This window comes from Acinetobacter amyesii (assembly GCF_023499985.1).
Taxonomy (GTDB): Bacteria; Pseudomonadota; Gammaproteobacteria; order Pseudomonadales; family Moraxellaceae; genus Acinetobacter; species Acinetobacter amyesii.
This window is the reverse complement of record NZ_JAMCOU010000033.1, coordinates 177,977-203,084: the sequence shown is the minus strand read 5'-3', so window position 1 is coordinate 203,084 and position 25,108 is coordinate 177,977. Positions and strand designations below refer to the sequence as shown.

General features: G+C 41.7%; 28 protein-coding genes, 2 tRNA genes and 1 pseudogene. 14 read left to right on the top strand and 17 right to left on the bottom strand.

Annotation, left to right across the window (positions count from 1 at the left end):
• Window positions 1-97 precede the first annotated feature (97 nt).
• On the top strand, window positions 98-946 hold the full coding sequence (locus M5F03_RS12470; protein WP_180173028.1) for a hypothetical protein: 849 nt from the start codon (window positions 98-100) through the stop codon (window positions 944-946).
• Window positions 947-1,283: 337 nt separating this feature from the next.
• On the opposite strand, the gene tehB is transcribed toward M5F03_RS12470, so the two are convergent.
• Complete coding sequence (gene tehB, locus M5F03_RS12465; protein ID WP_249708484.1) at window positions 1,284-2,147, bottom strand: SAM-dependent methyltransferase TehB; 864 nt, start codon at window positions 2,145-2,147, stop codon at window positions 1,284-1,286.
• 297 nt (window positions 2,148-2,444) lie between these two features.
• Here tehB and M5F03_RS12460 point away from each other — a divergent pair, with 297 nt between their 5' ends.
• Complete coding sequence (locus M5F03_RS12460; protein ID WP_249708483.1) at window positions 2,445-3,065, top strand: hypothetical protein; 621 nt, start codon at window positions 2,445-2,447, stop codon at window positions 3,063-3,065.
• 53 nt (window positions 3,066-3,118) lie between these two features.
• Here the strand turns inward: M5F03_RS12460 and M5F03_RS12455 are convergent, their stop codons facing one another.
• From M5F03_RS12455 to M5F03_RS12410, 10 genes and pseudogenes are all read right to left on the bottom strand, one after another.
• A complete protein-coding gene (locus M5F03_RS12455) occupies window positions 3,119-4,480 on the bottom strand; it encodes a GGDEF domain-containing protein (protein ID WP_249708482.1) in 1,362 nt (453 codons plus the stop codon).
• Window positions 4,481-4,857: 377 nt separating this feature from the next.
• Window positions 4,858-5,136 carry a hypothetical protein gene (locus M5F03_RS12450; protein ID WP_078190480.1) on the bottom strand — a complete coding sequence of 93 codons (279 nt, stop codon included), beginning with the start codon at window positions 5,134-5,136 and terminating at the stop codon, window positions 4,858-4,860.
• Between the two features lie 79 nt (window positions 5,137-5,215).
• Complete coding sequence (locus M5F03_RS12445) at window positions 5,216-5,965, bottom strand: hypothetical protein (protein ID WP_111885958.1); 750 nt, start codon at window positions 5,963-5,965, stop codon at window positions 5,216-5,218.
• 192 nt (window positions 5,966-6,157) lie between these two features.
• On the bottom strand, window positions 6,158-6,685 hold the full coding sequence (locus M5F03_RS12440) for a hypothetical protein (protein ID WP_249708481.1): 528 nt from the start codon (window positions 6,683-6,685) through the stop codon (window positions 6,158-6,160).
• Between the two features lie 193 nt (window positions 6,686-6,878).
• A pseudogene (locus M5F03_RS12435) lies at window positions 6,879-7,614 on the bottom strand (class I SAM-dependent methyltransferase).
• 105 nt (window positions 7,615-7,719) lie between these two features.
• Window positions 7,720-8,445: a hypothetical protein gene (locus M5F03_RS12430; protein ID WP_249708480.1), complete on the bottom strand. Its 726-nt coding sequence runs from the start codon at window positions 8,443-8,445 to the stop codon at window positions 7,720-7,722.
• A gap of 30 nt (window positions 8,446-8,475) precedes the next feature.
• Window positions 8,476-8,916 carry a hypothetical protein gene (locus M5F03_RS12425; RefSeq protein ID WP_249708477.1) on the bottom strand — a complete coding sequence of 147 codons (441 nt, stop codon included), beginning with the start codon at window positions 8,914-8,916 and terminating at the stop codon, window positions 8,476-8,478.
• Window positions 8,917-9,068: 152 nt separating this feature from the next.
• A tRNA-Phe gene (locus M5F03_RS12420) sits at window positions 9,069-9,144 on the bottom strand.
• 137 nt (window positions 9,145-9,281) lie between these two features.
• Window positions 9,282-9,357, bottom strand: a tRNA-Phe gene (locus tag M5F03_RS12415).
• A gap of 194 nt (window positions 9,358-9,551) precedes the next feature.
• Complete coding sequence (locus M5F03_RS12410; RefSeq protein WP_078193146.1) at window positions 9,552-9,941, bottom strand: GNAT family N-acetyltransferase; 390 nt, start codon at window positions 9,939-9,941, stop codon at window positions 9,552-9,554.
• Window positions 9,942-10,039: 98 nt separating this feature from the next.
• Between M5F03_RS12410 and hisB the strand changes: the two genes are divergently transcribed.
• The 8 genes from hisB to M5F03_RS12370 all read left to right on the top strand — a co-directional run bounded on the left by hisB (window position 10,040) and on the right by M5F03_RS12370 (window position 16,513).
• Window positions 10,040-10,633 carry an imidazoleglycerol-phosphate dehydratase HisB gene (hisB, locus tag M5F03_RS12405; protein ID WP_078190487.1) on the top strand — a complete coding sequence of 198 codons (594 nt, stop codon included), beginning with the start codon at window positions 10,040-10,042 and terminating at the stop codon, window positions 10,631-10,633.
• Entirely contained in the window at window positions 10,633-11,250 is a 618-nt protein-coding gene (gene hisH, locus M5F03_RS12400; protein ID WP_249708475.1) for an imidazole glycerol phosphate synthase subunit HisH, read from the top strand. Before hisB ends, hisH begins: the two co-directional genes overlap by 1 nt.
• A gap of 130 nt (window positions 11,251-11,380) precedes the next feature.
• The gene (locus M5F03_RS12395; protein WP_078193148.1) at window positions 11,381-11,890 is read left to right on the top strand and encodes a DUF805 domain-containing protein; all 510 of its coding nucleotides are present in this window, start codon (window positions 11,381-11,383) and stop codon (window positions 11,888-11,890) included.
• Window positions 11,891-12,120: 230 nt separating this feature from the next.
• Entirely contained in the window at window positions 12,121-12,480 is a 360-nt protein-coding gene (locus tag M5F03_RS12390) for a DUF805 domain-containing protein (protein ID WP_249708473.1), read from the top strand.
• Window positions 12,481-12,768: 288 nt separating this feature from the next.
• Window positions 12,769-13,434: a 3'-5' exonuclease gene (locus M5F03_RS12385; protein ID WP_249708471.1), complete on the top strand. Its 666-nt coding sequence runs from the start codon at window positions 12,769-12,771 to the stop codon at window positions 13,432-13,434.
• Window positions 13,435-13,867: 433 nt separating this feature from the next.
• Window positions 13,868-14,632: a hypothetical protein gene (locus tag M5F03_RS12380; protein WP_249708469.1), complete on the top strand. Its 765-nt coding sequence runs from the start codon at window positions 13,868-13,870 to the stop codon at window positions 14,630-14,632.
• 192 nt (window positions 14,633-14,824) lie between these two features.
• Window positions 14,825-15,556, top strand: a complete 732-nt coding sequence (gene hisA, locus M5F03_RS12375) for a 1-(5-phosphoribosyl)-5-[(5-phosphoribosylamino)methylideneamino]imidazole-4-carboxamide isomerase (protein ID WP_078190493.1) — start codon at window positions 14,825-14,827, stop codon at window positions 15,554-15,556.
• 69 nt (window positions 15,557-15,625) lie between these two features.
• Window positions 15,626-16,513 (top strand): DMT family transporter, encoded by an 888-nt coding sequence (locus tag M5F03_RS12370; RefSeq protein WP_249708467.1) that lies wholly within the window; start codon window positions 15,626-15,628, stop codon window positions 16,511-16,513.
• 90 nt (window positions 16,514-16,603) lie between these two features.
• Here the strand turns inward: M5F03_RS12370 and M5F03_RS12365 are convergent, their stop codons facing one another.
• The 3 genes from M5F03_RS12365 to M5F03_RS12355 are packed head-to-tail and all read right to left on the bottom strand — an operon-like array spanning window position 16,604 to window position 18,640.
• The gene (locus tag M5F03_RS12365; protein ID WP_168378990.1) at window positions 16,604-16,996 is read right to left on the bottom strand and encodes a DUF4870 family protein; all 393 of its coding nucleotides are present in this window, start codon (window positions 16,994-16,996) and stop codon (window positions 16,604-16,606) included.
• A 39-nt stretch (window positions 16,997-17,035) separates the two neighbouring features.
• Window positions 17,036-17,662 (bottom strand): DUF1294 domain-containing protein, encoded by a 627-nt coding sequence (locus M5F03_RS12360; RefSeq protein WP_180010574.1) that lies wholly within the window; start codon window positions 17,660-17,662, stop codon window positions 17,036-17,038.
• A 27-nt stretch (window positions 17,663-17,689) separates the two neighbouring features.
• Window positions 17,690-18,640: a homoserine kinase gene (locus tag M5F03_RS12355; RefSeq protein ID WP_249708466.1), complete on the bottom strand. Its 951-nt coding sequence runs from the start codon at window positions 18,638-18,640 to the stop codon at window positions 17,690-17,692.
• Between the two features lie 113 nt (window positions 18,641-18,753).
• On the opposite strand from M5F03_RS12355, the gene hisF reads away from it, so the two are divergent.
• Window positions 18,754-19,512, top strand: a complete 759-nt coding sequence (gene hisF, locus M5F03_RS12350; RefSeq protein WP_078190498.1) for an imidazole glycerol phosphate synthase subunit HisF — start codon at window positions 18,754-18,756, stop codon at window positions 19,510-19,512.
• A 375-nt stretch (window positions 19,513-19,887) separates the two neighbouring features.
• Here hisF and M5F03_RS12345 read toward each other — a convergent pair whose 3' ends face one another.
• On the bottom strand, window positions 19,888-20,508 hold the full coding sequence (locus M5F03_RS12345; RefSeq protein ID WP_180010579.1) for a hypothetical protein: 621 nt from the start codon (window positions 20,506-20,508) through the stop codon (window positions 19,888-19,890).
• A 111-nt stretch (window positions 20,509-20,619) separates the two neighbouring features.
• Between M5F03_RS12345 and M5F03_RS12340 the strand changes: the two genes are divergently transcribed.
• Window positions 20,620-21,630, top strand: coding sequence for an AraC family transcriptional regulator (locus M5F03_RS12340; protein ID WP_180109640.1), 1,011 nt, complete (start codon window positions 20,620-20,622; stop codon window positions 21,628-21,630).
• Window positions 21,631-21,796: 166 nt separating this feature from the next.
• Window positions 21,797-22,483: an aquaporin Z gene (gene aqpZ, locus M5F03_RS12335; RefSeq protein WP_078190501.1), complete on the top strand. Its 687-nt coding sequence runs from the start codon at window positions 21,797-21,799 to the stop codon at window positions 22,481-22,483.
• Between the two features lie 98 nt (window positions 22,484-22,581).
• On the opposite strand, the gene M5F03_RS12330 is transcribed toward aqpZ, so the two are convergent.
• Both M5F03_RS12330 and M5F03_RS12325 read right to left on the bottom strand, forming a co-directional pair.
• A complete protein-coding gene (locus M5F03_RS12330; RefSeq protein ID WP_249708465.1) occupies window positions 22,582-22,830 on the bottom strand; it encodes a hypothetical protein in 249 nt (82 codons plus the stop codon).
• 117 nt (window positions 22,831-22,947) lie between these two features.
• Window positions 22,948-24,036: a DNA/RNA non-specific endonuclease gene (locus M5F03_RS12325; RefSeq protein ID WP_249708464.1), complete on the bottom strand. Its 1,089-nt coding sequence runs from the start codon at window positions 24,034-24,036 to the stop codon at window positions 22,948-22,950.
• Between the two features lie 263 nt (window positions 24,037-24,299).
• Between M5F03_RS12325 and M5F03_RS12320 the strand changes: the two genes are divergently transcribed.
• Entirely contained in the window at window positions 24,300-25,016 is a 717-nt protein-coding gene (locus M5F03_RS12320) for a hypothetical protein (protein ID WP_078193160.1), read from the top strand.
• Window positions 25,017-25,108 lie beyond the last annotated feature (92 nt).

Below are 25,108 nucleotides of genomic sequence, written 5' to 3'. Positions count from 1 at the left end.
GCTTTTGCGGGGTTTTTTAATAAAGATTTAATTAGATTATTAACACAATTTATGCATAATACGCATAGAAATCAAACAAAACCAAACAAGAGTTTCTATGAAAAATATTGTGTTACCACTGATCGCCAGTCTTGCATTTACAGGTTGTGCAACAACAAAAATCTCCGAAGAGTCGCGCCAAAAATTAAATCAGACCCAAGCTGCAATCCAAGTAAAACCTGTAGCGATTTTTGTGAACTCATGCCTTTTAACCAATGAATTAGGGAAAGATTTAGTACTCATCGAGCCTACTAAACTTACAAGTGAGAAGTTTATTCAAACTTTTACACAACAGTTAAACCAACATAATGTCACTGTTAGTACCTCTGCTACGCCGTTTATTTGTGGTTCAATGCCTGAAGAACAGCTTAAAAAATACGAATTTCAGGTTGATAGCAATTCTAAAAGAGCGCCTATCAGCACATATCCTCTTCTAAATCAAAATAGCAATATGACTGATGATCAACGTGCAGCAGCATTTGCACTTACTCAGTTTATAGCCAAAACAGATGCTGTAAATTTATCAAATGTTCGAAATAGAAATGCAAAACTAGATATGCCTCAGCTTGATGAAAAAACTGTCAAGACTTTAAAAGAATGGGCAAACTCAAACTATATTTTTTTAGTTTCGCTTGATGGATTGAATGCATCTGTAGGAAGTAAATTTGCCATGGGTGCCTTAAGTGTAGGTGTAACACTAGCAACTATGGGTGCAGGTGCTGGAATAGTTACAGCATACATGCCTAAGGAGGGTCAGCAATACTCAGTTCGTTTATTAGACTTAGATAAGCAAACATTCGAATGGCATAAAGCTGACTTACTTAAAGGTAGAATCTACTCTACTAATAACCATAATTTACAAGCAGACCAAATCCTTAATCCATTGTTTGAAACTAAAGTAAATTAAGTTCAGGCTCAGATATAAAGTTGCATGCTGAGTACAACGCTTTTCAGCATGCAACAACAGAGATTAAGTGTTCAAATTTACCACATTTAGGCTTAACAAGGGTCAGCTCTAAATAAGTTTAAAAATTCATTTCGTTAAAATATTCTATGACCACTAAAAAATAATCAACATCATTTATTAACCTAAATTACTCATTTGGGTACATTTTATTAAATTACTCGACCTAAATATAAATACTGCCAAACTAACTCAAAAATGTTTCCATTATTTCAGTTTAAGTAAAGTAAGTGTTGAGTTGATCCCCAACTCTTCAACTCAACATCCTAAAATACTAGGCTTAAATTTTCTGCGCCAACAACGTCGCAAAATGCTGTTGAATTCGATTTCCCTCTGCATCCACCCGATGCAACTCTCCGACATTTTCATTGTATTTCACAATGTTCCAGCCTTCGTAAAGCGCACTTAACTCTCCTTCTTTAAAAGTAAAAGGAAAGTCAGGCTGTGCCGGAATATCTGGTGTGTCCATTGCACAGACAATCAGGTTATAGCCTCCCGGAACAGTCGCCTGCTGCATCTGTGCAATGAGTGGTGGAATGGTATCAGCCTGCAAGAACATCATCACCACGGTGCAGCAGATAAAGTCATAACTGCCCTCAATGGCAGGATTGGCATTTAAATCTCGTTGCTGCACACTGATATTTTCGATCTGCTCGGTCTGGATGATCTGCCTTAAGGCCTGCAGGCTGTTTTCATTCACATCCCAGGCCTCAACATTAAAGCCGTGTTGGCTTAAATACAGGGCGTTACGACCCGAACCACAGCCTACATCCAGAGCACGACCGCCTTTTAAATAAGGCATGGCAGCCAGCACTTCGGAATGGGTGGAGGTCAGCTGATATTTCTTGCTGAAGTAATCCTGTAGCAGACAGTAAAACCGTAGCTGACACTGTACATCATCACTCGCAGAGATAATCTTGTGCCACGCCTGCGGTTCGATAAACGGCGGTGGTAGGTCTGGACTAAATACATGCGTCGAGAGGACATTTCCAGACGCATCTAACATGGCAAAATTTACTTCACCTTGCAGCACGGTGAGTTTTGCCCATGTGCCTGCTTTGGTATTGTGCTGTTGTTTAAAACCGTGTGGAATCGACTGCTGCGTCCACACAGGGAACTGTTTATAACAAATAAGCTGCTGCATCTGTAGTTATCCCTCATGCGACGTTATTTTTATGCCATACCAATGGCGGAAATGTATATTCACCATAACGGCTTTAACAGTGATTTTAAATCAGCTTTGAATTGAAAATTTCGAATGCTATGCAATGCATGCTGTTTTTGTTTGTTTTTCTGCGTTACACCATGTTATCCGTTTGTAACATTGGTGGAATATTCACACAATCAAATCCCTTACTCTGTGCCGTGTAACCTAAGCGCTGTTGATAAGGCATAAAATTTACAATGCCTTATTTTAACTAAGTTTTATAGAGTGATGACTATGAACGCGATCAAAACTACTTTAGCTGTTGCTTTAGTTGCTGCTACAACTTCTGCTATGGCAACTACTGCTGTAGAACAAAAACCTGCGACTGCTGTTGAAGCTGTAAAAGCTCAAGCTGCACAAGCGAAAACTGCAACTGTAGCTGCTGCTCAAGCAACTCAAGATGCTGCTAAAACTCAAGTGGCTGTTGCAGAAAAAGCGACTCAAACTAAAACTTTAACAGTAAAAGAAACCACTAAAGCCAAAACTGCTGACATGAAAAAAGCAGTTGTAGAAAAAGCAGCAGCAACTAAAGAAGCTGCAGTTGCAGCAAAAGATGCAACTGTAGCAAAAACTGTAGCGGCTAAAGACGCTGTTGTTGCGAACACTGTTGCAGCAAAAGACGCGACTGTAGCAAAAACTGTAGCAACTAAAGATGCTGTCGTTACAAAAACTGTTGAAGCAAAAGATGCAGCTGTAGAAAAAGCAACTGATGCAAAAGAAGCTGTTGAAACTAAAACTGAAGAAGTAAAAGCTGAAGCGAAAAAAGACTGCGCTAAAAAATGTGCAGAGAAAAAAGCTGAAGCAGCAAAAGCTGAGAAAAAAGGTTTCTTTTCTTGGTTCAAAAAAGCAGCTTAATCATTGATTAAATGCTAAAAAAGATGCCTTCACGGCATCTTTTTTTTGCCCATTTAGACTGCAATACTGCTTTCTGCCAACGGAATAATCTTTTGATAAACAAACTGATTTTTCCCCTGTGATTTCGCCTGATATAGGCAGGCATCGACATGCTGTAGAGTCGTGGAGTAATTAGACAAACTCAACTGTTGAAACTCGGCCAAGCCCATACTAAAGCTGACATCTAGCCTTAATTGATCTTTTCGAAACGGTACATGTTCGCAGCGTTCCAAAATTGTTTCACACAACATTTTACCCTGCTCCAAATCGGCACCTTCGAGCAAAATTAAAAATTCTTCACCGCCCCAGCGACTGATAAAACTCGCGCGAGGACTACAATTTTTTAAGATTTTTGCCAAATGCACCAAAACACTGTCCCCCATTTGGTGTCCATATTGGTCATTAATTTTTTTAAAATTATCGACATCGAGCAAAATGACACAGCCTTTATCAACCGCACCCTCTATAAATATTTGTTCTTTAAAAGCATGGCGATTTTTCAGCCCCGTCAACTCATCGCAAAAACTTACACGTTGCAAAGCCAAATACAGGCGTTTATTTCGTGCATATAGCTCACAAATAAACAGAAAAATGATCAGATAAATACCCAATGCCAAACGATAAGAACTGATCCGCGAGAGCATATGTACTTGTGCATCCGACCAATATTCCCCAGCCAATGGCATGGCACCATACCAGCCACAGATCAGCGTCATTAAACCAATCAGCCAGCAAAAGGTTTTGAGTTCGTATTTGATCGCGTAATAACACATCAATAAAGGCAAGACCATGCAAGCATAGAAGATCTGATCATTTGAGATCACATATTGGACGGCCAGTGCCACGATCAGATAGCCATAATCCACCCACGGCACATTCACCCAACGCTGAACACCAAATAATAAACATACCACAGCCAAACTTGTTGCAAATTGCTCTAGAAAATAATCAACAAAGGCAAAGTATTGGTTGTCCATCTGAAAGCACGCTACAAACAAGAGACTGCCTGCAAAAGCACTCACGATACTCGGAACAGCTAACATTAGGGTTCGCTTAAAGCGGCGTTTTTTTAAATGGCTCAGTGCCAAATAGGCTTTAATAAATACCCAAATTTGAAATGCCGAAATCGCACACAGGAGAAATTTATCCTCTAATGTCTTGGCGGGATCAACCATCAGCGAAGCCACAAAAATCGCACTAAAAGCATAGAGTACGATCAGTAAATCGTGGCTTAAATGCTTCCGCATTAAAATCATGCCATAGGCAGCGAATGCATTTACCACCCAAACAGGGCTAATGAATAATTCATAGGTATAGCCTATCGACACCAATGAAACCGCACATATGGCAAGCCATAGCAGTATTAATTTTTTCATACGCTAAAAAAATCGTCTCTAAAAATGGCGATAAACCTTTCATTCAAAGCCAATCGGTCTAAGGTTAGAATGATTGCAAGTTCAATACAGCTCAGCTTCTTATGCGTTATGGGCTGCTGGCTAAAAATTTATGTTTAAATTTTCGGCGTATTTTAAGTGATTTAAGTCACACTATTGATTAATAGTTGTATTAAATTTGCAATTTAAACAATCGAAGACTGTTTTTAAAGCCAATGTTTTTTGCGTTATTCATGCTAGTTCGGAACTCAGTTCCCAAATTGATGCTTGATAGCAACAAAAAAGCCATCCGCTAAAGGATGGCTTTCACTTGTATAACATGTCTTGAAGCTGTGCTGAATAATTTGAATGAAAAGGACTTATTTTAATATTTGTAATTGTTCCATCAACCAAGCCATGTATTTATCTTGATCCATAAAGTCAGGGGCCGTCCCTGTATCCAAACTATAAAATTGTTGATTAAATTCAATCACAATCTGTTCAGTCAGATGCCAATCTTCAATCATGCGAAAATACTGACTGAAGAAAAAACGGTTCTTGCCCCAATTGTTTAAACTTTCCAAACGTGGATATTGGCGGTTCGCGATAAAGTCGATATAGACCTGCTGAATATCATCAAAAATCTGAATAGCTCGCATGAGCATGGACCTCTATATGATGTAAAACCCTGCTATAAGCCACTTTATCGCGCAAATTTGAAAGAGAGATGACAGTCAGTTAAAGCTTTTGTTTCAACTCTGAACGGTTCTTTTGGCGGATCTCATCCATTTGCGCATTAAGCGCTAACATCTCTGTATAAAGCTGATTAAACTGCTTTAAAGGCGCATCTTCATAGAACATAAATAATTTATTTTTCTTTTCCCATTTATTGGCTTTCAGCACAGCAAAGAGCTCATCAGCCTTCGCCAAGCTTTGCTTTTCTAACTCAAATAAAGCATGCGACTCATCACTATCACGACTGTCTCTTAAACTCTGGGCAATTTGCTGACGAAACACCTGTTTGACCGCCAACTGTTTGGCCTGAGCTAAACCATTTTCCTCTTGCTGTGTGGTTTTTTGCTCATAAGCATCGACCACTGCATGCACCTGCTGCAGCATTTGCTCAGTCTCTTGATATTGGTTTTTTTTATCTTTTAATAAGCGATCGATATCAAGAAATTTATCCCAATTCAGTGCTTTAAGATCACGAATATACTGATTTCGCGCTTCTGCACGCTGCAGCATTTGGCTCAAAATAAAATCCGACATGATTTTATAATCACCCGTTAGCCGTGCATCTGTCACATTAAGTTGTATCGGTTCTTCCCAGTGCTGAGCTTGCTGAAAAATTTGCTCGGTTTTTTCGCGCAAAACCGTTTCATAGGTCGAGAGTTGCACAGCTTCTTTTTGCTGTACTGAATATTGATAAAACATCCATCCAAAGACCAATACCGTAGCACTGGCTAAGACAACAAAGATACGCGGCATAATGAGCTCCGAATGCCCTTTTATTCAGTTTAACCAAAAGTTTGAAGATTGACGATAAAATAGCCATGCTTTTTAAGGAGGCTATTTGAAATCATCAATATAGAAAGTCTTAAATTGCGCATGTCATCAAAACGAAAATTCATGGATAAAACATGAATTTTCGCCTTCAATTTGCTGTAGAGATGTATTCGATTATGGGGTCTTGATCGGATTGGTATTTAACTGACGGTCAATATTGCCGAGATTGATTTGATCACGACTGATTTGCACATTGGTCGCATTTCGGTCTATCCCAAAGGGTTGCAACATAATATATAAACCATTGCGTGGGTCAGAAGACTGCAAACCTGCGGCAATATCTAAAACATGCTGCTGCATCAAAGGCGATAAATTCGACATATCAGGCACTGCTGTCGCAGGCAAGACATCTACATTTGATACGATTGTTGCATCGACACCTTTGTTTTGCGTATCGCGCTCAAGTTGCATCACCCGTTGCTGTAAGGCTTTACGGCGATCCACCTGCTCTTGATACTCAACAATGCCCGTCTCTGCACGCATTTCACGCTCTGCCATAATGGTTAAAGCAGGCATCTGGATAGCTTTTTGTTCGGTATCCTCAGCTTTTGTAGTGGCTTTTTCCGCAGCCAAAGTACTCATAGCCGTCATTGCTGCGCTAACAAAAACCAAAACGGAAACAGATTTAGGGAGATTCATCATGTTCATTCCGAGAGATTTAAAAATAGAAAATTGAAAAAATTTACACTGCTATTATTGTACAACAATTAATCAATTTACTAGATTGAACCCCGACAAACGGCACGAAAGTACAGCCGATTCAAACCTCACGTTGCTCATTCTAGACTTAAGATTTCATCCTTTATCTATCTATATTGCGGCTACTTTTTCTTTTTTATACGGTCCCGATTCTTAACAGCACAGGAAATGACAAAGCAAACTCTTGCTGCGGATGACGGCTAAAGAAATCGTGCAAAGCTGCACATGGCTGAAGTGTCGGATGTTGCTGTTGGTAGTGTTTAAGCCCAGACCATGTTTGCAGATAGTCTAAAATTTGCTGTGAACGCCACCTATAATTTAAAAACAGCTGAGGTGTCGCTAACTCCTGAAATGGAAACGGAATACTGCGATATTCTTCGTCGATGTAACGACGTTCAACGTCCCAATAGCCCTTTTAACTTGACAAAATACAGATCCTGTAAAAGCTGGTTTAATTCCGCATGTTCAAATTGAATCAGACCATAGCCCACAATGGCGATGTGACCATGGGGTTTCAATACTCGTCGTACTTCTGCATAAAAGGCAGCAAAATCGAACCAATGAATCGCTTGCGCGACTGTGATTAAATCCACTGAATGGTCAGCAAGCTGACAATGTTCTGCGCTAGCTTGCTCATAACGTACATTGTCTAAATTGGGTGCGTGTGCCAATTGTTCGGCACTCAGATCTGTCGCTAAAACCTGTTGAAAATAGGACGCCAAACCTTTGGTAAATTGACCTGAACCTGCACCACAGTCTCATGCCAGTTCACGCACGGCAACATGCTGCAAGATGCTATCGACGACTTCAGCAGAATAACTTGGACGTGCTTGTTGATACAGCGCACTCCCTGTAGAGAAAAGGTCTTTCATTGCGGAGATTCATTGTTTATTTTTTTATCAGTTTAATCGAATTTTCAAGGTCGGAAACTAGCACTTAAGTCATAGCTTCAGCGATAAAATTTGAGCTTCAAATATTTACTCAATTACGTGCTGTATATAAAAACTGGTCTGTGCAATCGGGCTTAATTGATCATTCATTTGATAATATTTCACATCATAATGACCAGTTTTCCATCCAGTCATAGGATAGAAACTCACCCAGTTTTGTTGCTGTTGCTCACTAACTTTGCGTGGCGTAAAGAGCAGCACTTCACCGCTATCACGATGCGTCCAACGCACCATAACTTGCGTATTGTTTGGAACTTTACCCATGGTATCAAAATGTGCATACAACGGCTGTGTGACATAGATTTCACGAGGTAAGACACTATCTACATCTGTCTGTGATTGATCAGTCACATACGCTTGCCCTGCCAATCGCTGCTGCGGATCATTTTTGGCTTGTAGAAATTCGTCTAACATCTGCTGCGCAAACTGTTGCTTATTTTGAATCCCTGCAAAACTGTAATTGGGAAATGCCTGCTGTAAATATTGCCCCAATTGTTGATCTGAAGTCTGCTGAATAATCCTCTTTAGCTGAAGATGTTGGCCTTTGAGTTGTTGCTGTATATCTTTAGAATGAGGCTGATCCGAGGCATCTCGATCTAAAGCCAAGAGTGCCACAGGATTATTCGTCGCCAAAGAGACAAGCGAGTGCTCAGGTGGCGGTGATGTCAAGCTTGGTTGGTCATTCCACGATGCCGCAATATAGCCCAGTGCAAAACAGAGCAGTCCAAGCGCCGCATATTGAAGTCGCTTCAACTGTCACTCCACGAACCTATGTTCATTTGATTAAAAGCCACAGCGGAGCACTTCTGTGCCGACAATATACTCATCAGAGCTCATCGTAGTACCCGTATTAATCACCTGATTTAAGCTAAAGTTAGATCCAACTTTTAATTTAAGCAGACCATTATCACATGCTGCAGTGATTCTGCTGCCCGATTTCATATTGGATACACAGCCCGTTTTGGTCACGGCATAAATTGTTTGCCCTGCGGAAATACTGGTGCTGCACGATGCTGTAATTATTTTATCGAGCGATGATTCACAGGAAGAGCAATTGCCATTATCACAAAGCGCTGCTGCATTTTCACTTTTACATTCATAGGTCACACCATTTTGGATAATGGTTTTAGAATAGGAAGAATCGACATTACTGCCGCCCCCGCCACCACATGCGCTCAGCAAGACACTCATGCCGACCAAAACAGGAAATAATATTTTTTTCATAACCTTAACCCTTATTTTTTAATAATTTTCTAATAGCCATTGGGCTCATCATCTGGCATCGATTGTAGCAGTTAAACTGTGCGAAATATCAACACCTGAAAAACAGCAGACGAAAAAAAACCTCAAACAATGGTTTGAGGTTTTTTCGAATATGGTGGCGAGACCCAGGATCGAACTGGGGACACACGGATTTTCAATCCGTTGCTCTACCTACTGAGCTATCACGCCGATGCGGTGTATTAAGCCGTATCTCAGTTAATTAGTCAATCATATTTATAAAAATATTTTTCGTATGCATATTTTTTAGGCAAAAAAAATCCCTGATGGGATCAGGGATTGATAAACTGAAAAATCAGTTTTGAATATGGTGGCGAGACCCAGGATCGAACTGGGGACACACGGATTTTCAATCCGTTGCTCTACCTACTGAGCTATCACGCCGATGGGGCGTATTAAACAATTTAAGCTGTATGCCGTCAAGTATAAGCATGGGCTTTTTTCTCAAATGTTTATTTTTAAATCAATATTTCACACTAATCGCTTACTTTTTGTCTTATTTACATTTAAATCTGAGTCAATTTAATTATTCAGACGAAAAAAAGACAGCACGGAGACTGTCTTTTAAAAATTGAACTTTACTCAACTACGTCAATTTTACCAATGTGTGCCAAACAGCGGTGGATCGCGCCACAACCTGGTTCAAAAGTTTTCACCCCTTTTTCTTCTTCCATACGAGTAGCCTCACTGACCAAGCGCTCTGCAACACCACGCCCACGATTTGCAGGGTGTACCACAATATATTCAAGGGTTTTGCTTTCGCCTTGGCCTGTACACCAAATCGCGCCAATCAATTTTGTATTAAATTCTGCAGTATAAACTAAGGTATACTGAGCTAAGTTCTGCTCAAGTTGTTCAATGGCATCTGAACCGTCGCTAAACTCAGGGCTGGTGTCATACAGTCGCTCAAGCTGGCTGCGCACTTCATCATTTTCCAAAGAAGTATAGGCATGTACGGTAATAGGCATTGATAAACCCTCCTGAGCAATCTAATATGCGGTGACTTTTCGTCACAGCGAAAATATTTTTTACATCAATCATTTTGACGTATTTGAGGAACGTGTCTATGACAGATCGTATCAGTGAAGTGGTAAGAAACACCAACGAAACCAAAATTCGAGTTCGTGTGAATCTTGATGGTACTGGTCAAGGCACTTTAAACACTGGTGTTCCATTTTTAGATCATATGATTGATCAAATCAAGCGACATGGTCTGTTTGATATTGATATTCATTGTGATGGCGATCTTGAAATTGACGATCATCATACCGTAGAAGACTGTGGGATTACACTTGGCCAAGCCTTTGCTCAAGCATTGGGCAATAAAAAAGGCTTACGTCGCTACGGTCACTTCTATGCGCCACTTGATGAATCACTGAGTCGTGTTGTGGTGGATTTATCTGGCCGTCCGGGTCTTTGGATGGATATTCCATTCACTCGCGCGCGCATCGGGACTTTTGATGTGGATCTTTTCTCTGAATTTTTCCAAGGTTTTGTGAACCATGCGTTAATGACGCTGCACATCGACAACCTAAAAGGTAAAAACAGCCACCACCAAATTGAAAGCGTATTTAAAGCCTTTGCCCGTGCATTACGTATGGCGTGTGAAGTTGACCCTCGTGCCGAAAATACTGTTGCGTCTACCAAAGGAACATTGTAATGACCCGTATTGCCCTTCTTGACTATGGCATGGGAAATCTTCACTCAGCAGCAAAAGCCCTTGAACACGTGGGTGCAACTGTTGATGTCACCAATGATCCTAAGCTGATTGCACAAGCAGATAAAATTGTGTTCCCCGGTGTGGGAGCAATGCGTGACTGTATGCAAGGCATGCATGATGCAGGGATTGATGAAGTCGTCCGTAAAGCGGCATTTAATAAACCTGTGCTTGCGATCTGTGTCGGCATGCAAGCCCTAATGCAGCATTCCGAAGAAAATGGCGGTGCAGATGCATTGGGTATTTTTGAAGGTTCGGTTAAACGCTTCCCTGATGTAGAGGGATTAAAAGTGCCGCACATGGGCTGGAACCAAGTGCATCAGGCAGACCCAAGCCACCCGATGTGGAAAAACATTGAGCAAGATGCACGTTTCTATTTCGTACATAGCTTCTATGTAGAGCCGCAAGACTCAAGCATTATCGCTGCTACCTGTGACTATGGTTTGGAATTTTGTACCGCAATTCACAAGGAAAACTTGTTTGCGACACAATTTCACCCAGAAAAAAGTCATACAGCCGGTCTGCAATTGCTGAAAAACTTTGTGGAATGGGATATTTAAAATTCCTTCACCGCAAAAAAGCCCGCTCCTTGCGGGCTTTTTTGTACTGTTTATTTTTCATCCTTTTATTTTCTACATATTCATTTAAGAATTTGCCTACTTATAAAAATACCAAAGCCTAGGAATAATAATGAATACATTCACATCTGACTCACCGACCCAAGCCAGTGGCCGCTTTAGCCGGCGCGCATATCTTGCATGGAATCTACTTCTCGGCATTATTTTTACGCTAATTGCTGTTGTAGTCGGCCTGCTCATACCCGGTGCGCAAAATGCGTTGACTGAGGGTGCAATGTCGACGCCACTCATGATTATTTTCTTTATCATGTATGCCATCGTCATTTATTACAGCGTCATTTTCTTAATCCGTCGTTTACATGACCGAGACCATTCTGGATGGCTTGCACTGCTGATCTTAGTTCCTGTAGTGAATATATTGTTTGCGCTCTATGTGTTATTTGCGCCGGGTAATAGCGGTAGCAATAGCTTTGGACAACCACGCCCGACCAAAGGCTGGGAAACAGTACTCGCTGTTTTGTATATCGTGGTGTTTATACTCGGTATACTCGCTGCGATCATGATTCCGTCTTACCAAAACTATGTGATCCGCTCTCAGCAAACCACGATTCAACAACAATAATGATAAATCATTAGATGCCGCCTAGATCGCTCTAAACAGTAATACATCTACTCAAACAAGCTCACACATGTGGGCTTTTTTTGTACTTTACCTTTATAATCAACGCGCTTTTTATGTTCAGGATCAAATCCTGTACTTTTTCACATTTTTATGTCGTTTTTAGCTCAATTTTTTTGCGGCTAAAAATGAATGATAACTATACTTTTTACGATAATTTAAGATCATTTAATATGAATAATTCACCCAATATAAACTCTGGTTGGAACCGTGACGGTCGTTTTAATCGCATGTCTTTTATCGGTTGGAATGTCTTCTATGGCCTCATGCTAAGCATACTGATGCTACTGATCGTCAGCATGATGCCCAATACTATCAATGCCCTAATAGCTCATGCAGAAAATCCAATGACGCAAGTGATTGGATTTATCCTGAATGTTTTAATGCTGATCCCTTTGATGATTTTTTCCGTACGTCGTCTGCATGACTTTAATCTCTCAGGCTGGTTTGCACTCTTAGAGTTGATTCCGTTGCTCAATATCGTTATGTGCATTGCGCTGATGCTCATCCCAGGGTCTGCAAATGCCAATTAATATGGCGAGCCGCGTGCATCCAAAACATGGGAGGTGGTTCTCGCCTTTCTCTTTATCGGTTTATTCTTACTGATCTTGGTAAATGTATTATTTACTGCGCGTTTTCTGTTTTAAGTTACTGTCTTTAAACCTCTTGGTCACTGTGTTTAAGTGCCCTCGTCACTGTCATAGCAACGCGCTATGACAGGCAGGTGAGTCAATGGCTCATGCTCAACGCCACATCTCGGTATTTGCATTTCCCTACTAAACGCTCTAGGCTGCAACAACAAGCCTTTGAATTGAATCACAATGACTGATGCTCTACTGACACCTATTTTGCCAACAAAAGAACAGATTAAAAATTTTCCATTGTTCCAAAATTTAGTGCCAGAGCAGATCCATGTCATTCACAATGCAGAACAATGCCAACACTGGGCCGATGAATTGCAGACGACTGCCTTATTCGGTTTCGACTCTGAATCTAAGCCGACTTTTCGTAAAGGTGAGGTCTCTACCGGTCCACATTTAATCCAACTCGCTACGGCGCAACAGGCGTGGTTGTTTCAAATGAACGAATGCACTTGGGATTTTTTAAAGCCGATCTTGAGTAATCGTGATCAAATTAAAGTAGGTTTTGGCTTAAAAAATGATGCACATTTATTTCGTAAAAAAGGCATCGAACTGAATAGTGTATTGGAACTCTCCAAGTGCTTTGCTTCTTTTGGCTTAACCCAACCCGTCGGTTTAAAAAATGCCATGGCACTGCTTTTTCGTGTGAATTTTCCAAAATCTAAATCGGTCAGCACCTCGAATTGGGCCAAAAAGCGCTTAAATCCAGAACAAATTCGTTATGCCGCTGCCGATGCCTATGCCCCTGTTTTGGTCTTTGAAGAATTATTACAACGTGGCTTATTACCTAAAACCATTCCCAATACGTCTCTCAAACTAAGAATTCGTCCGCACATGAAATTTTAAATCCTTAATTATTTTAATGATTTAATTTATATTCAGCGATGTAACCACTCTGTAACTGGATATTGCCCCAATCTATGGCATGACCAAGTGCAAAGATCGGCTGAAGAGTGCCAATGAATTTGCAGTTTATTTGCGCTAAAGATTTGAACAGTACGTTATTGCTTTAAAAATAGTCACAGCACAGCCTAAAAACAATAAATTTGCACCTTTTAAGTACATTTATATCTTTGATTTAACTCATTTTAATTACATTAATATACATTTATATTTTTATTCAACTAAGGTTTTGATCTCTCTAAGTTTTCTAGCAGAATTACATGATTTATCTCATTCTTTCTATACTTTCATAATTTGTTTTCATCAATCTCCTTTTGCTAAAACAAGTCTGCCAAATACATAACACATCATAATTTAAAAGCTTGGAGAACCTGACATGTTGAACTTATTTACAGGAAAAATCAGCGGTGTACTCAGCCTGACTTTACAAGGGATCAGTAAAGCGGTTGGACTGGTTTTAAATACTGTTTTGGATACAGTAGACAGCGTATTAGAGACCGTAAGTAGCTTAACAGCGCCCTTAACGGATGCACTGACTGAGCTTCCGCTCATTGGTGGGACCATCGAAAAAGTACTCGCGGTTGAAAATCAGTTGGTCGGCACCTTAGGTGATGGCTTACATGCGGTAGCCGATCAACTAGCGACAGGTGATCTTCTCGGCGGTGTACAAACCGCTCTCAATGGCGTAACTGGTGTGGTCGGCCAAACCGTGACGGAAGTTGCAGGTTTGGTTGATCATCTCAGTGGCGTGGCTGCACCAATCACAGATGTACTTTCTGACCTGCCATTGCTGGGCGGTCTATTGGATGCAGTAGGCGAAACCACAGAGAATTTGACTGGCTTATTGGCGGAGACAGGCGATTATGTTGCCAGTATTGATCCTACCGAATTATTAACATCCGTCCTGAATGATCCTTTAGCAAGTATGGGTAGTGTCGTGCAAGATGTTTCAGGCACTTTAGATGCCTTACTGGATGACATTGTACCGATTACATCGATTGCCACTGAACTTCCTGTGGTGGGTGATCTTGTTCAAGTGGTCGGTGAAAGTACCACAGCCCTCAATCAAGGCTTATACGATGTCGGTAGCTTACTTCAATCCGTAAACAGCGATTTATTACAAACAACCGCTTATGTTTAATGACTAAAAACGCTAATACACAGCGCATTTTTATAGACCAACAATAAAATCCAATCCTCTATTTGCACTAGCCTGACACATGTCAGGCTTTTTAATTCATCAATTCTGATATTAGCATTTAGTGAATAGCCGTTTATTTGATAAGATTAGGTACAAATTCATTCTTAATTTGATTGAGCAAGGAGCGAAAGCATGCTGATCATCCCTGCAATTGACCTGAAAGATGGCAAATGTGTCCGTTTAAAACAAGGTCGTATGGAAGACGATACCGTATTTTCTGACGATCCAGTGGCAACTGCACAGCATTGGGTAAATGAAGGCGCGCGTCGCTTACATTTGGTAGATTTAAACGGTGCTTTCGCTGGTACACCGATTCATAAGCCTGTGGTTGAAGCGATTGCTAAAGCACAGCCTGAATTACCAATTCAAATTGGTGGTGGTATCCGCTCTCTTGAAACCATTGAACACTACCTTGATGCAGGCGTATCGTTTGTCATCATTGGTACAAAAGCGGTAAAAGAGCCTGAATTTGTTGAAGAAGCGTGCAAAAAATTTGCAGGCCATATCATTGTCGGTATCGATGCCATGAACGGTATGGTAGCAACAGATGGTTGGGCAAATGTCACTGATGTGAAAGCTACTGATTTGGCAAAACGCTTTGCAGATGCCGGCGTATCGAGCATTGTCTACACCGACATCGCACGTGATGGCATGATGCAAGGTGTGAACGTTGAACAAACCGTTAACCTTGCAACGTATTCTGGCTTACCTGTTATTGCATCTGGTGGTGTGACCAACCTAGACGACGTGCGTAACTTAAAAGGCCAACCGGGCATTTTAGGTGCGATTACTGGTCGTGCAATTTATGAAGGGACATTGAACCTTCGTGAAGCTCAATTACTGCTTGATCAACAAAGCTTGTAATTTACCCGAGCAGAAAAGAGGTCTTCGGGCCTCTTTTTTTATTTCTCCTCTTTGAACATTCAAATACACATGCCAACCGTCCAATCTGCTTGGAAAGCCAAGTTTCCGCAGCTCGCACTCATCCTGATTACCATGATTTGGGGCGCCAGTTTTATCACCGTGCAATACGGTTTAAATTTTAGCAGTCCAGTGCTGTTTGTCGGTCTACGTTTTGCCGCAGCCACATTGGCTGTGAGTCTATTATCGCTCAAATATCTTAGACATTTTTCTCAATATGATGTCATTGCGGGCGCAAGTATCGGCGCGGTGATTGCGATCGGCTATGCGACGCAAACAATCGGCCTGCAAAGCATCAGCAGCAGTGAATCAGCTTTTTTAACAGCGCTGTATGTACCGCTGGTGCCGATTTTTATGTGGCTGTGTTTTCGGCATAAACCGCATGTGATGACATGGCTAGGTGTGTGTTTGGCTTTTGTTGGTTTGGTCTTTTTAACTGGTAATGGTTTTGGCGCCATTCAGCTCAACTTTGGACAAATCATTACGCTGCTCGGGTCGATTGCCATTGCCTTTGAAATTATCTTGATCAGTTATTTTGCACCCCGCGTCAATCTACGCAGAGTGACGGTTCTACAATTGGCATTTGCCTCACTGTTCTGTTTTTGCTTTGCTCCAATGGTAGGTGAAACCACATTGCCCAAATTTGAATGGCCATTAATCGCTGTACTGTGCGGATTGGGGCTGGCCAGCGCCGTGATTCAACTGGTGATGAACTGGGCGCAGCGTATGGTTGATCCTGCACAGGCGGCAATCATCTATGCAGGTGAACCGGTTTGGGCCGCAATCATTGGGCGACTTGCGGGTGAACGCTTAACACCGCTCGCTCTCATTGGCGGACTGTGTGTTGTTCTGGGTGTGATTGTGAGTGAATGGCGGCCGAAATGGTTAAAGAAACGCTAATTTCTGCATCCTCTATTAGATCAAAAAAGCGACTCATACGGTCGCTTTTTTGATGCTAAGATTTTTATTCCAAAAAGTTCTGAACTCGCATTACTCATACATCGGTCGGTTGTCATTGACACGGATTAAACCTTTAATCGCGCGGTACACAATCCATAACCAAGACAGTCCGATTACCGTGACGCAGAAGGTACTCGCTCCCAGTGCCACACCCGCAAAGGCATTGGCATTATTGCCGGTAAAGAACAGAAAAATAAAAGGCACGAAAGCAATGATGTTCCAAATGAGATACCACCAAAACGTACGGATCTGCCAAGTAAAATGGCTTTCAAAAATCGTGCCTCGGACATCACTGCGTTTGACGTAATTAATAATCAACGCGAGGACCGCAAGCAAGCCGGCAGAAAAAATCGCCACAATATAAAGAATATACAAAATAATCGTGAGCAGGCGGTTTGGATCTTTATCAATGGAATAATTCATTTCGCTCTCCGTCATGATGATTTTGCGGATCATTCCACCCTAAATATGTAGGATATTAAATGGTGAAATTAGCCATAAAATCAGTAATATGTTAAAGGCTATAGTACAGAAATATATTTTTCGAAATGGTTGTTTTTGTGTTTTATGCCGCAAACGTTGCTGAGCCAGCCATGCCGCCGGCCACCCACCTAAAAAAGACAAAAGATGCAGTGTATTTTCTGGCACACGTCGGTTCCCCATTTGCGCAGCTTCTTTATCTTGAGCATAGAACCAATAGGTCAGGACATTAATAATACTCACAAAAAGCAGCACCATGCCACTGAGTAAACCCGCCACAGATAAGCCCGCCAAGGCTAGGATATACACAATGCACAAGATTTGCATCGGCTGTGCCTGACGCGGCATCTGCACCACATTTTTTTTATTGGGGCGTTGTGTAGCTTTGGTTTGTGAGGCTTTTAAATAATGCACTTGCTGCGCACGAAAGCGTCCGCGTTCGTCTAAGATCACAGCATAATCCAACGCGCAGCCCACGATTGGTCGTGGGCCGGGACGGGAAAAGTCTTTGATGTGCAAAAATACGCGATCTTTGGTGCTATCGTTCGGTTGAATGAAGCCGTAGCCTTTGTCATCAAACCATTCTACTAAGCGTCCTTGATCACGCATGCTTTTCCCTCTCGTTGTTTTTAAAATTTATGCTGTGACGAATTTTAATCGTTCAATCAGCATATTACGCATTTCAGCAGGGTTTTTCTGCAAAATATCATCCCCTGTACGGCCTTCTGCAGCATTTTTCTGTGCCACTTGTAAACGCATCATCCAGAAACGACCTGCCGCCATCGCCAAATACAACTCTAGGCATGATTTTTCATCAGCTGTTAATGGGCGTACGCTTTCATAGGCATTTAAAAAGGCAATGGCTTTGTCTTCATTCAAATGTACATCCGGATATTCAGTACAGAAGTCATTTAAAGTAATAGCAATATCAAACAAGAGTTCGTCTTTATTTAACTCATAAAAGTCTAAAATGCCGTTGAGTTGATCGCCTTCAAATAGAGTATTGTCACGGAACAGATCAGAATGAATAAAACCAGTAGGACGGTCTGGATACATCGCTGTTAAGATGTCATATAAGCCCAACAGATTGTTAAGTAACGTGGTATCTGCTTCATTTAATGTTGGACGAATATCGCGTGAAACTTGTAACCAATAAGCATGATCACGATATTCTGCACGTTCCAAAGGGAAATCTTGTAAAGCCACATGCATTTTCGCTTGGGCAACAGCAATCGCCTCTGCTTGCGCTAAGCTTGCAGGCATGGGATGTTGACCTTGCATGCGTGGCGCAATCTGTGCAGGTTTATTCTTTAAGCTATGAATCGCTTTACCCGAATGATTCAGTGGTACAGGCACAGTTAGACCAGCCTGCCCCAAGTGTTCGAGTACAGGAACCAGCTCCCCTGCACCTTGCTCGTCCATCTCTTCAAAAACGGTTAATACATACTGCGTACCATTTTCGCAAACAATAAAATAGTTGGTATTTTGAATACCGCCTTGAATCGGAATCAGGTCAATCACCTCCAGTCCATAAGGTGCTGCAAAATCCTGAACTTCCTTTAAAGTCAAAGTGGTATAAACCGACATAGAAAACCTGCGAAAAAACTTACATATTTTTGATAGAATAACCGCTCCGACTACTAAGGTGTAGCATCTAAGTCGCGAAGTTTCATAATCGGCTGTTATTTTTGGAAAAAATTATGCTTGCTAAACGTATTATTCCTTGCCTCGACGTGGACAACGGTCGTGTAGTGAAAGGTGTTCAATTTCTTGATATTCGTGATGCAGGCGATCCAGTTGAAGTTGCACGCCGTTATAACGAACAAGGTGCGGACGAAATTACCTTCTTAGACATCACCGCAACCTCAAATGGTCGTGATACTACTTACCGTACAGTAGAGCGTATGGCTGAGTCTGTATTTGTGCCATTAACAGTCGGTGGTGGCGTGCGGAAAGTAGAAGATATCCGCCTGTTATTAAATGCTGGTGCGGACAAAGTTTCGATTAACTCTGCGGCTATTTATAATCCTGAATTTGTACAAGAAGCCTCTCAGCGTTTTGGCGCACAGTGTATTGTGGTTGCTATTGATGCGAAAAAAACCGGCGATAATAAATGGGAAATTTTCACCCACGGTGGTCGTAAAGAAACCGGTATCGATGCCATCGAATGGGCGGTAAAAATGGCGGACTTCGGTGCAGGTGAATTACTCATCACATCGATGGATGCTGATGGAACCAAAGCCGGTTATGACATTGAACTGATGCGTAACATCAATGACCGTGTGACCATTCCAACCATTGCTTCTGGTGGTGTCGGTAATCTCCAACATTTGGCCGATGGCATTTTAAAAGGCGGTGCAGATGCTGTGCTTGCAGCATCTATTTTCCACTTTGGTCAACACACCATTCCTGAAGCGAAAAAATATCTAGCAGAACAAGGTATTGAAATGCGTCTTTAATTGATTCATTTTCAATGAAGATTGAAGAAGAGCGATGATTCGCTCTTTTTTTTGCTTTGTTGCTTTGATGCCACGTCATTGACGTTTTAGCAGAGCATCGTCCATACAATTCATTTACTATAGACATAAAAAAAGGAGCCTTGTCGGCTCCTATAAACCAAGAAAAACTACAGCACTTGGTCTGATACGTAAAACAAATGAAAAAATATACATAGCAACTTCATCAATCAACTCGTCGTGTACAAGCCTTTTGATGATTTAAATATAGGGCATTTACACTGTATTTGATTGACAGTAGATTCATAATTTATTGACAAATTGCGACAGCCCAATTGGATAGCAACGCTCGTTGTCAAAACGCACAGTGCATCCATATTAGACCGTTTCAAGAAGTGCAGCTGGCTTTTCACGCTCAGCGACCCACTTTGCAGGAAATACCCGATTGACCCAGTGTGACAATGGTTTAGCAATCGCTGTCGGCAGTAGCACACCCAATGGGTTCTGCTCCTGTAATTTCGCCGAGGAGATCACCCGAGTTCCTAAAATATAATCAAACCACGGCTTAGTCACACACCAATTGGCATCCTGATTTGAGTTCATATGGTGGTCATAGTGCCATGGAATCTTTTTCATCGCCCACTCTGGCTCAAGATGTGCGCGACGATGGATATAATAATAATTCCCTGCGCAATACAGCACAGACAAACTCATTCCTTTGGAAATGGGATAAAATAACGGCGTAAATACACCTGCAACTATAGCCAAAGATATAATTTCATTTTTCGTGCGCCAGTTCTGTACACCTTCAACATAGCCATGATCATGAAAATCTGTTTTTCGAACTTCACGATGATGTTCCCAATGTGATTTCATGCTTTTTGGTACTGGACTAAAACGTGGCTTGCCTGACCGATGTGTCCCATGCAAAACATATTTATGTGCGAACCATTCAAAGGCATTGGCGACGACCAACCCTGCAATAAAACCTTTTAACATGACCAATATCTCCTTTTCTTAGCTCCAATATAGGTAATGAAAAGGGCTAGATATTGACCGTTTTTTTTAATATTATTGACAAAACACGACAAAATTTAGAATTAAAAAAATATGCAACAACTCAAGGACTATACAGGATCGGTCTATGGAGGACTCGGCCATTTGCTCTATGCTTATCACCAAGCTCAAGGCATTGCTATTCCTGAAAAATTGAATAAAGTTCAAAACTTAGAGCGTTTTGATTATGCCGTTTGGCGTGATTTATTGATGGATTTAGATCAAAAGATCCAAAAGCCGGCGCTGGGTTTAGAAATTGCAGAACATGTGCAACCCAAACATATTGGCATTATTGCGTATATTGCCCTGTCCTGTGAAAACTTGGGCGAAGCGCTGCTCCGCTACCATGATTTTCATCGCTTAATCTTCGATGGCAGTCCATTGCTGATTGATATTCAAAATGATTTTTTCTCCATCGGTTGGAATGATTTACCCATGAATATGGCCAATCAATTGACCGATGAAATTGCGATTGCGTTAATGCTGCAGTTTCTAAAATTATTTATGCGTTTTGAAGATATCAATTTACACGAAGTGCATTTTCATAATCCTGCACCGAAAAATGTCGCTCAGTATGAACAATATTTTCGCTGTAAAGTTCGATTTTCCCAAGAAAAGTCGAAGGTTATTGTTCCCATTCAAGAACTGTCTCGCCCTTTTTCCCAAGGCGATCAGACCTTACAAAAACTGTTGATGCAACAGGCACAGTCTTTATTAGAAAAACTGCCGAATACCACGCAAATCGACCAACGCTTACAGCAAGCCATCTTAATGGGTTTGCAAAAAAATCAGTTCCAAATTGAACATGTCGCTACGCAACTCAATCTTTCCGTCCGACAATTACAACGCCATTTACAACAACAAGGCAGCACCTATCAGCAACGTATGCAGGAAGTCCGCTGCATGATGGCAGAAGAATTTTTAAGAGACCCGCATTTAAGTTTGCAAGAAATTGCGTTACTGCTGGGTTATTCAGAACAGAGTGCGTTTCAACGTGCGTTTAAACAATGGCGAAACTTAACCCCACAGCAATGGCGCTTATCGCAAATTGAAGCAGCAAGTTAAAAATGTGACACAGTTATCATTTTAAATGTTGTGATTTTCAGCAAAATCCATTAAATCTATGCATATTCAATAAATGAATAAAACAACACTTCACAACTAGATTGCACTCATGCTGAGTGAAAGATTGAAAATCTATTCCAAATGACAAAAACAAATGGAGTTTTAAATGAATAAATATTTAGCAGAACTGATCGGTACCTTTTGGCTGGTCTTTGGTGGTTGTGGTAGTGCGGTCTTGGCTGCGGCCTTTCCTGAACTTGGCATTGGCTTCGCTGGCGTGGCACTGGCCTTCGGTTTAACCGTATTGACGGCTGCTTATGCACTGGGACATATCTCAGGCGGACATTTTAACCCTGCAGTGAGTATCGGCTTGTGGGCCGGTGGTCGTTTTGAAGCAAAAGAACTGGCTCCATATATTATTTCTCAATTACTGGGTGCAACCCTCGCCGCATTTATTCTATTCATCATTGTGCAAGGTCAGGCTGGATTTACAGGCGTCGGCGGTTTTGCCACCAATGGGTATGGTGAATTATCTCCGGGCAAATACTCTATGCTCTCAGCCTTAATCATTGAAATTGTGCTGACTGCTGGCTTCCTGATTGTGATCATGGGAGCCACGGATAAACGTGCCCCTGCTGGATTTGCCCCAATTGCGATCGGTCTTGCGCTCACATTGATCCATCTCATCAGCATTCCCGTCACCAATACTTCGGTCAACCCAGCGCGTAGTATGGGTGTGGCATTCTTTGCTGAAACTGCTGCGCTGTCACAAGTTTGGCTGTTTTGGGTAGCCCCAATCATTGGCGCAGTGATTGGTGCGGTCATCTATAAACTGATGGCAAAAGACGCATAAATAGAAAAATACGCCACAAAAAAAGCTCACAACCTGTGAGCTTTTTTTCATTCATCCCGAATTGAGCATTGCGTCCTTCGACAGCCGATGACACAGCATTAAAGAAATGGATTTTCCACTTCGTTGTCTTCACCGCCCTGCGCTATTTTTTCAGCTAAGTTGGTTTCTGCCTCAAGCGTGGTCACCACATCACTGAAAAATGCCTGTAAAGCTTTCGCTGCAGCTAAACCAGCTTGGTCTTTCGTCACCTGTAAGTTGCCATAAATATTAATTCGATCTTGGCCATTTTCTAGTGTTAAGTCATGAATTGCATGCGACGCTGTGTCATTTTCAAATGCTTTGAACATGATGGATATCCTTGTTTTTTGTTGTAGTGATGCAGCAATAGAAATACGTGAAAAAGATTTCAACTGCAAGCAATGATCTTCTTCATCGCTCGCAGTTCAGCGCTATTAGCTACTCGATTATTTCAAAATCTGTAGCAGATATTGCAGAATTTCTTCAATCAATTGTTTGAGCAAGGCATCTTGATTGTTGTCATTTCCACTACTTGCCGTGGATGTCTCGCCCACAGATCCACCACTCGATTTAAACTCTTTTTTCAAACTTAAAATCTTGTCTTCTGCGACATCTGCAGCACACTGGCTTTCAGCATCCCAATGCAAATAAGCGATATCTTGATTTGCTTTTACTTGGGTGGCTTTGAGTGGCAAACGGTAGGTATTACGCTTTTGGTCTTCGGTTAATTCTGGAAAAAAATTAATTCCAGTCAGTTCTTCTAGCGCACAAATACTCATGACTTTGACTGTCGGTGCCGTATCTCGCAAGGTATTGTCTGCATAGTACACGCCTGCAACACCTTTTTTCGGCAAATAGATCGCCTTATAAGTAGCGGTCGGCACGATGACCCCTTGCCCGATGGTTTTTAATTTTTTCGCACTGTATACCGGCCCCGTCACCACATAGACATCTTGCTTTTGTTTGGTCACTATCGCCCGTGTGGCTTCTTCTAACTCACGCCACACTTGCTGATTATTTTTTGGAGCTTGCGGCACCATATTGGCCAAAGAAAAACTGTCTAACTGCGCAGCTTTATTGGGCATATCGGCATTTGGCGCCATGTGTCCACGGTCATAGCCTGAAGATTTATAGTCTGACAGCAAAGCCCGATATTCAGACGGCACGCGAGTCTCTTCATGAAAGTTATCTTCACGCGGAATTTTTTGACTCAGGCGTGCGGGGGTTAATGCTTCTGCAACCCAAAGCGGTGTCTTGGATATCCCTGAATACATGACATTAAAGCCATTAAAACACAGTGGAAAACTGTTTTTATGCAAGCTTTCACGGACCAAATAAGGTGGCACTTCACGATAAAATTGGTCCAAACAGGCGCTATTTGAAGTGCTGCTCATAGAAACAAGTTGTTGAATCTTTTCTTGCCCGAAAGCAATAGCAAAGCTTCCTGTTGCCACCAGACCCAACAGCACTTTTATGCCATTTTGCCCAAATAACTGTGAAAGCGGATTTGCTGAATTGCGTTTCTTTTTGACCATGACTTACAACAATGACTTCTAAAAGGACTATTTTTCCGCAGCTTAGCAAGGGTGCAAATTTTAGTACACTTTTCTTTTTTAATTTGCTTAACAATCACACAAATATTGTTTAACAAAGCAGCAGTTGATGTAACTTTATGTCGCTGTTGTGCAGTTCTTTATAGGAGGTCATGAAGCAGTTGCGTATGTTTCATTGAATTCGCCTCAAGAATTATGACAAGGTAAAAATACGAAAAATTGCGATAAAAATATACGGAGTGATTATGCATTCTAAAATTTTAGGTTTAGGTTTAATTTCAGGTTTAATGAGCGCAGCAGCATTTGCAGAACCGCCGATTCAACCCGGTGATACATTAGAAAGCTTATCTAAAGTCAAAATTGTGACCACCGTGAATGGTCAACCTGGTTCCATTCAGGACTTAGTTTCAAGTGGCCAAGTTCAATTGGTTGAAGCTCCTGCCGGACAAGTCAATGCCGCTGCAACAGAACAGCCCTTAAACCCTGAACAGGCTCAGGCAAACCAAATCGATCCGAATGCCCCTGCAGTCCCTGCAAATGCTGAACAAGCAGTGACTGAAGCGGAAAATGCACTCGCAAATGAACAGCAAAGTGTAGCTGCCGCACCTACAGAGCAGTCTGTGCCAACTGAACAAACAGCAGTGGCCAATACACCTGAAGCCGCGGTAACTGAAGCACCTGTGGAAACAGCACAGCATGTACCTGAAGCCGTATCAACGGATGCCAACGCTGCGCCAGTCATTGCCTCTTCTGCAGAAGCGCCAGTGAATGCCGATAGCGCATCGGCTGCATTACCTGAAGCCCCTCAAGCACAACAGGATGCTTTTATGGCAGCACCTGAAACTCAAAGTGCAAATCCTGCAGATGCATCAATTCAAGCCAACCCAGAAGCACCTGTTGCTGACGAAGCCATCCAAGCTGCGCCTGAAGCCTCTGCAGATGTAGACGCGACAATCAACTAATCAGCGTATTTTCAAGGATGAAATAACGCAACATCTTCATTCTGTTGTTTTGCTCGCATACTCCTCCCAGGAAAAAGCAACAGAATGATCTC

What these genes read in the sequence shown, in the direction of transcription:
- tehB (WP_249708484.1), bottom strand. Translation starts at nt 2,147, where the DNA reads ATGCAGCAGCTTATTTGTTATAAACAGTTCCCTGTGTGGACGCAGCAG.
- M5F03_RS12320 (WP_078193160.1), top strand. Translation starts at nt 24,300, where the DNA reads ATGCATTCTAAAATTTTAGGTTTAGGTTTAATTTCAGGTTTAATGAGC.
- M5F03_RS12470 (WP_180173028.1), top strand. Translation starts at nt 98, where the DNA reads ATGAAAAATATTGTGTTACCACTGATCGCCAGTCTTGCATTTACAGGT.
- M5F03_RS12365 (WP_168378990.1), bottom strand. Translation starts at nt 16,996, where the DNA reads ATGAATTATTCCATTGATAAAGATCCAAACCGCCTGCTCACGATTATT.
- M5F03_RS12395 (WP_078193148.1), top strand. Translation starts at nt 11,381, where the DNA reads ATGAATACATTCACATCTGACTCACCGACCCAAGCCAGTGGCCGCTTT.
- hisB (WP_078190487.1), top strand. Translation starts at nt 10,040, where the DNA reads ATGACAGATCGTATCAGTGAAGTGGTAAGAAACACCAACGAAACCAAA.
- M5F03_RS12425 (WP_249708477.1), bottom strand. Translation starts at nt 8,916, where the DNA reads ATGAAAAAAATATTATTTCCTGTTTTGGTCGGCATGAGTGTCTTGCTG.
- M5F03_RS12460 (WP_249708483.1), top strand. Translation starts at nt 2,445, where the DNA reads ATGAACGCGATCAAAACTACTTTAGCTGTTGCTTTAGTTGCTGCTACA.
- M5F03_RS12385 (WP_249708471.1), top strand. Translation starts at nt 12,769, where the DNA reads ATGACTGATGCTCTACTGACACCTATTTTGCCAACAAAAGAACAGATT.
- M5F03_RS12355 (WP_249708466.1), bottom strand. Translation starts at nt 18,640, where the DNA reads ATGTCGGTTTATACCACTTTGACTTTAAAGGAAGTTCAGGATTTTGCA.
- M5F03_RS12360 (WP_180010574.1), bottom strand. Translation starts at nt 17,662, where the DNA reads ATGCGTGATCAAGGACGCTTAGTAGAATGGTTTGATGACAAAGGCTAC.
- M5F03_RS12450 (WP_078190480.1), bottom strand. Translation starts at nt 5,136, where the DNA reads ATGCGAGCTATTCAGATTTTTGATGATATTCAGCAGGTCTATATCGAC.
- M5F03_RS12410 (WP_078193146.1), bottom strand. Translation starts at nt 9,941, where the DNA reads ATGCCTATTACCGTACATGCCTATACTTCTTTGGAAAATGATGAAGTG.
- M5F03_RS12440 (WP_249708481.1), bottom strand. Translation starts at nt 6,685, where the DNA reads ATGATGAATCTCCCTAAATCTGTTTCCGTTTTGGTTTTTGTTAGCGCA.
- M5F03_RS12325 (WP_249708464.1), bottom strand. Translation starts at nt 24,036, where the DNA reads ATGGTCAAAAAGAAACGCAATTCAGCAAATCCGCTTTCACAGTTATTT.
- M5F03_RS12370 (WP_249708467.1), top strand. Translation starts at nt 15,626, where the DNA reads ATGCCAACCGTCCAATCTGCTTGGAAAGCCAAGTTTCCGCAGCTCGCA.
- M5F03_RS12330 (WP_249708465.1), bottom strand. Translation starts at nt 22,830, where the DNA reads ATGTTCAAAGCATTTGAAAATGACACAGCGTCGCATGCAATTCATGAC.
- M5F03_RS12340 (WP_180109640.1), top strand. Translation starts at nt 20,620, where the DNA reads ATGCAACAACTCAAGGACTATACAGGATCGGTCTATGGAGGACTCGGC.
- hisA (WP_078190493.1), top strand. Translation starts at nt 14,825, where the DNA reads ATGCTGATCATCCCTGCAATTGACCTGAAAGATGGCAAATGTGTCCGT.
- aqpZ (WP_078190501.1), top strand. Translation starts at nt 21,797, where the DNA reads ATGAATAAATATTTAGCAGAACTGATCGGTACCTTTTGGCTGGTCTTT.
- M5F03_RS12445 (WP_111885958.1), bottom strand. Translation starts at nt 5,965, where the DNA reads ATGCCGCGTATCTTTGTTGTCTTAGCCAGTGCTACGGTATTGGTCTTT.
- M5F03_RS12345 (WP_180010579.1), bottom strand. Translation starts at nt 20,508, where the DNA reads ATGTTAAAAGGTTTTATTGCAGGGTTGGTCGTCGCCAATGCCTTTGAA.
- M5F03_RS12380 (WP_249708469.1), top strand. Translation starts at nt 13,868, where the DNA reads ATGTTGAACTTATTTACAGGAAAAATCAGCGGTGTACTCAGCCTGACT.
- M5F03_RS12390 (WP_249708473.1), top strand. Translation starts at nt 12,121, where the DNA reads ATGAATAATTCACCCAATATAAACTCTGGTTGGAACCGTGACGGTCGT.
- hisH (WP_249708475.1), top strand. Translation starts at nt 10,633, where the DNA reads ATGACCCGTATTGCCCTTCTTGACTATGGCATGGGAAATCTTCACTCA.
- M5F03_RS12455 (WP_249708482.1), bottom strand. Translation starts at nt 4,480, where the DNA reads ATGAAAAAATTAATACTGCTATGGCTTGCCATATGTGCGGTTTCATTG.
- hisF (WP_078190498.1), top strand. Translation starts at nt 18,754, where the DNA reads ATGCTTGCTAAACGTATTATTCCTTGCCTCGACGTGGACAACGGTCGT.